The sequence below is a fragment of the Herpetosiphonaceae bacterium genome (assembly GCA_036374795.1).
Taxonomy (GTDB): domain Bacteria; phylum Chloroflexota; class Chloroflexia; order Chloroflexales; family Kallotenuaceae; genus LB3-1.
Window position 1 is genome coordinate 1 of sequence record DASUTC010000171.1, and the last position, 3,972, is coordinate 3,972.

General features: G+C 61.0%; 6 protein-coding genes. 5 read left to right on the forward strand and 1 reads right to left on the reverse strand.

Annotation, left to right across the window (positions count from 1 at the left end):
• The coding region (locus tag VFZ66_12575) for a hypothetical protein (GenBank protein HEX6290023.1) at positions 1 to 277 on the forward strand (277 nt) is incomplete at its 5' end.
• Positions 278 to 539: 262 nt separating this feature from the next.
• Entirely contained in the window at positions 540 to 1,046 is a 507-nt protein-coding gene (locus VFZ66_12580; GenBank protein ID HEX6290024.1) for a hypothetical protein, read from the forward strand.
• A gap of 74 nt (positions 1,047 to 1,120) precedes the next feature.
• On the opposite strand, the gene VFZ66_12585 is transcribed toward VFZ66_12580, so the two are convergent.
• Complete coding sequence (locus VFZ66_12585; protein ID HEX6290025.1) at positions 1,121 to 1,669, reverse strand: hypothetical protein; 549 nt, start codon at positions 1,667 to 1,669, stop codon at positions 1,121 to 1,123.
• A 199-nt stretch (positions 1,670 to 1,868) separates the two neighbouring features.
• Here VFZ66_12585 and VFZ66_12590 point away from each other — a divergent pair, with 199 nt between their 5' ends.
• The 3 genes from VFZ66_12590 to VFZ66_12600 form a co-directional block, all read left to right on the forward strand.
• Complete coding sequence (locus VFZ66_12590) at positions 1,869 to 2,360, forward strand: MarR family transcriptional regulator (protein HEX6290026.1); 492 nt, start codon at positions 1,869 to 1,871, stop codon at positions 2,358 to 2,360.
• 10 nt (positions 2,361 to 2,370) lie between these two features.
• Positions 2,371 to 3,393 (forward strand): ATP-binding cassette domain-containing protein, encoded by a 1,023-nt coding sequence (locus tag VFZ66_12595; protein ID HEX6290027.1) that lies wholly within the window; start codon positions 2,371 to 2,373, stop codon positions 3,391 to 3,393.
• Positions 3,394 to 3,457: 64 nt separating this feature from the next.
• A partial coding sequence (locus VFZ66_12600) for an ABC transporter permease (GenBank protein ID HEX6290028.1) occupies positions 3,458 to 3,972 on the forward strand: 515 nt, incomplete at its 3' end.

Genomic DNA, 3,972 nt, shown 5'->3' on the forward strand with positions numbered 1-3,972 from the left:
GCTCAAGGGCAAGACCAGCAGCACGCTGACGATCTTCCACACCGGCACGGAGACGCAGTTCATCGAGGGCGATCCGGGCTATCAGGTGGGCGAGAGCTACGTCTTCTTCCTGGAGCCGAAGGCGGACGAGCCGGGCACGCACCTGATGATCGCGCCGGAAGGGCGGTATCGGATCGCGAACGGCACGCTGGAAGCGCTGACGCATGACGGTCTGGCAGCGGAGCTGCACGGCAAGGCGCTGGCCGACTTCGAGCGCGCGGTCGCCGCTGCGAAGTAAGCGCAGCCTCGGCTTCATTCCCCGAAACAGCAACGCGACAAGCATGGCTGTTTCACTCCGAGACTCAAGCAGACCTCCTGGGGTGCTCCCAGGAGGTCTGCTACAATCCGCAGGTGGACTGGATGATCAAGATCCACCCCGGCGATCGTACGTCGCTGGCCCGAGCCTATTCACCCCAACAACTCCGGCAGCCTCAGCAACGTACAGCCGGTAGCCAGCGCCACAGCATCATTCGGTGTTTAGCACCTACCGGAGAAAAGCCATGAAACCACGAATGGGCCTCGTGATCATTCCGCTGCTCGTTCTTGCGAACCTGCTGACGGTAACAGTCGGCTTCGCGCATACGTCGGGCTACCATTGGAATCGGTACGGGTCAACCGTCACGATCAACGTGTACAACACCGCCACCTACAAGACCGAAGCGAGCAGCGCGGTTGTCGACTGGGATACGAATACGATCCTGTCGCTGCCGCAGGTGGCCTACCACACCGATATTCACGTCTTCGACGGCAACTACGGTGCCACCGGCTGGGCGTCGCTGGGGAGCTTAGAAAGCGTCAGCGGCAACCATATTCTGCACGCACACGGACGCATCAACTACTATTACTCTACCACCTCAACCCAGAAACGCAGCATGTTCTGCAAGCTGCTTGGACAAAGCTTTGGCCTCGCCAGCTCGAATGACGGCTGCATGAACGGCACGTTGGCCTACACCGTCCAGCATAACTGGGACGACATCTACAATATGTACCGCTTTTCCCACCACTAGCAGCAGCTACATCGAAACAGCCTCCCTCACGCTATATGAAGGAGGCTGTTGCACGTCTTCGCTGTGATGCGGCGCTACTTTCCGGCCACCTGCGGCCCTACCAGATCCGTTAGCGTCTGCACCATCGCCTGATCGTCGCCGACATAGATCACCACAAGCTGCTCTTTCTGGAAGACATGCGGCGTGCCTTTCCACTCGATCATCATCCCCTGTGGATTGGCGTCAGGCCCAAGCTGCTCGACATCCGTCGTGGCCGCGTCGGCGCTCGTGTACTCGTAGGATTGCACTTCGGCTGCCTGCTTGAGCTCGCCACCGCTGATCCGTAAGGTCGTGCCCTTGACGCCGAGAAATGGCTGCTCCACTTCGCTGACTGGCTCGACCATAAAGCCTTTCGCCCGGAGGTTATCGACCAGGCTAACATGATCCTTCACCGCTCCGCCGTGGCTGGTGATCGCGGGGCCGCCGATGCTTGGGCCGGTTGAGGTATTGTCGCCGCCGATGGTCACTGGCGCTTGCGAACCTTCAGGGGCGGTGCCCGCCGTCTGCTCCGCTGGCTGTCCACAGGCGGCGAGGGCGGTCAGGATCAGGAGGGCGCTGCCGTACTTCCAAAGCGATCGATACATGAGTCTCTCCTATAAATTAAAACGTTGTAAACGACAGGGGGTGCTGCTCGTAAGCTAGACGTATGACCCCGCTGAGAAGTTCCGGCTCGCAGCCACGATAGAACAATGTGTTGCGCTGCTGGCAGGTGAGGACTATCCGACGGGCTGCTTGTATGCTATACTGAAATAGTTAGTTTTCTTAACTAAATGAAAGCACAGTATGATGACGACTCAGGGCAACGCCAGACAGCTCTTGCAGCTCTTCGAGATCATGCGCCAGGGACGGCCCGGCCTGGCGTTTCAGCGTCTCAACCGGCTTAATCTCTCGTTCTCGCACGTGCGGGCGCTACACCTGCTGGTTCCCGATAAAACGCTGGCGATGAAAGATCTGGCGGAGCAATTGCAGATGACACCGCCATCGGTGACAGCGCTCACACGGCGACTGGTTCAGACCGGCCTGGTTCAGCGCGGAACGCATCCGGAAGATAGCCGGGTGGTGCTCGTATCGCTGACCGACGAGGGCCGGAGTCTGTTCAACCAGTTGTACGAGGATCAGCTAAGGCGGATGGAGCGGCTGCTTCAGGGGCTTACGCCCGCAGAGCAGCAGCTTTTTTTGAGCCTGCTGGAGCGGGCCATCCATGCCATGCGCGACGAGCAGCCGGAGCCGACTGAGACGGCATCCTCGCCTGAAGCAGTGACGACATCCCAGTAAGGAGCGGATCATGGAACCCGTCATCGAGGTGCGCGACCTCAAAAAAGTGTATGCCGACGGCACCGAAGCGGTCAAAGGCATCACCTTTGAGGTCAGGCACGGCGAATTCTTTGGTTTTCTCGGCCCCAACGGCGCGGGCAAGTCCACAACGATCAAAATGCTGATCACGCTGCTCGACAAAAGCGGCGGCGAGGCCCGTATTTTCGGCCACGAGATCAGCCGCGATTCCGACAGCATTCGGCGGCTGATCGGCTACGCGGCCCAGGAGGTCGGCGTCGATTACGATCTGACGGCGCGCGAGAATCTGGTGCTGCAAGGCAAGCTCTACCATCTGCCGCCGCAGGTGCTCAGACAGCGCGTCGACGAGCTGCTGGATCTGATGGATCTGACCAACGACGCCAGCCGGGTGGCTGGCTCGTTCTCCGGCGGCATGCGCAAACGGCTGGATCTGGCAACGGGGCTGATCCATCGCCCGCAGGTGCTCTTTCTGGACGAGCCGACGACCGGACTCGATCCGCAAAATCGGGCCAACCTGTGGAAGTATCTCGAACGGCTCAACAAAGAGGAGGGCCTGACGATCTTTCTGACGACGCACTACATGGAAGAGGCCGACCGGCTCTGCGACCGGCTGGCGATCATCGACCACGGCACGCTGATCGCCGAGGGCAGCCCCGCGCAGCTCAAGGCCGCGCTCGGCGGCGACGTGATCTCGCTGACCTTCACCGAGAACGGCAAGACCGGCGAGGAGCAGGCCCGCGAGGCGGTGGCGCTGCTCAAGGACCTGCCGTTCGTACGCGACACCACCCTGTCGAAGGAGGGCATCAACGTGATCGCGCAGGACGGCGGCGCGCAGGTGCCCCAGGTGTTGCTGACGCTCAACAGCGCCGGGCTATCGGTCGCGCGGCTCTCGCTGACCAGCCCGACGCTCGACGATGTCTTCTTGAAATACACCGGTCACTCGATCCGGCAAGAAGAGCTGAACACGAAATGGCGCAGCAGCCGAGGGCCGTTCGGCGGACGTGGCCGAGGCTAGCCACGAGCCAGCGCCGCATCGATCTTCCAATCAGGAAGCGCTTACCAACAACCGAGGATAGTCTATGGCAACACAGGCACAACCACTCGCCCAGCCGATCCCGCGCACCGTCGGCACCTTTCTGAGCGAACTCAACGTGCTGTACATGCGCGGCCTGCGCAAGCTCCTTCGCCGTCCGGTCGCGCTGTACTTCTCGCTGCTTCAGCCGATGGTCTGGCTGCTGCTCTTCGGCCAGATCTTCAGCCGCATCACGCGCTTTCCGGGCGCGGCGGCAGCCTTCGGCAACACAAGCTACTTCCAGTTCTTCATGCCCGCCGTGATCTTGCAGACGATCCTCTTCGGCGCGGCCCAGTCCGGCATGGGCATGATCAACGACATGGATAGCGGCTTTCTCGACAAGCTGCTGACGACGCCGATCAACCGGATGGCGATCCTCCTCGGCAAGGTGCTCAGCGATCTGACGCGCATGATCCTGCAAGGGATCTTGATCGTGCTGATCACCTGGGGTGTCGGCCAGTTCCAGGCACAGCCCGTACACTACCACTACGGCATCCTGGGCGTGATCGGCGCGCTCGGCAT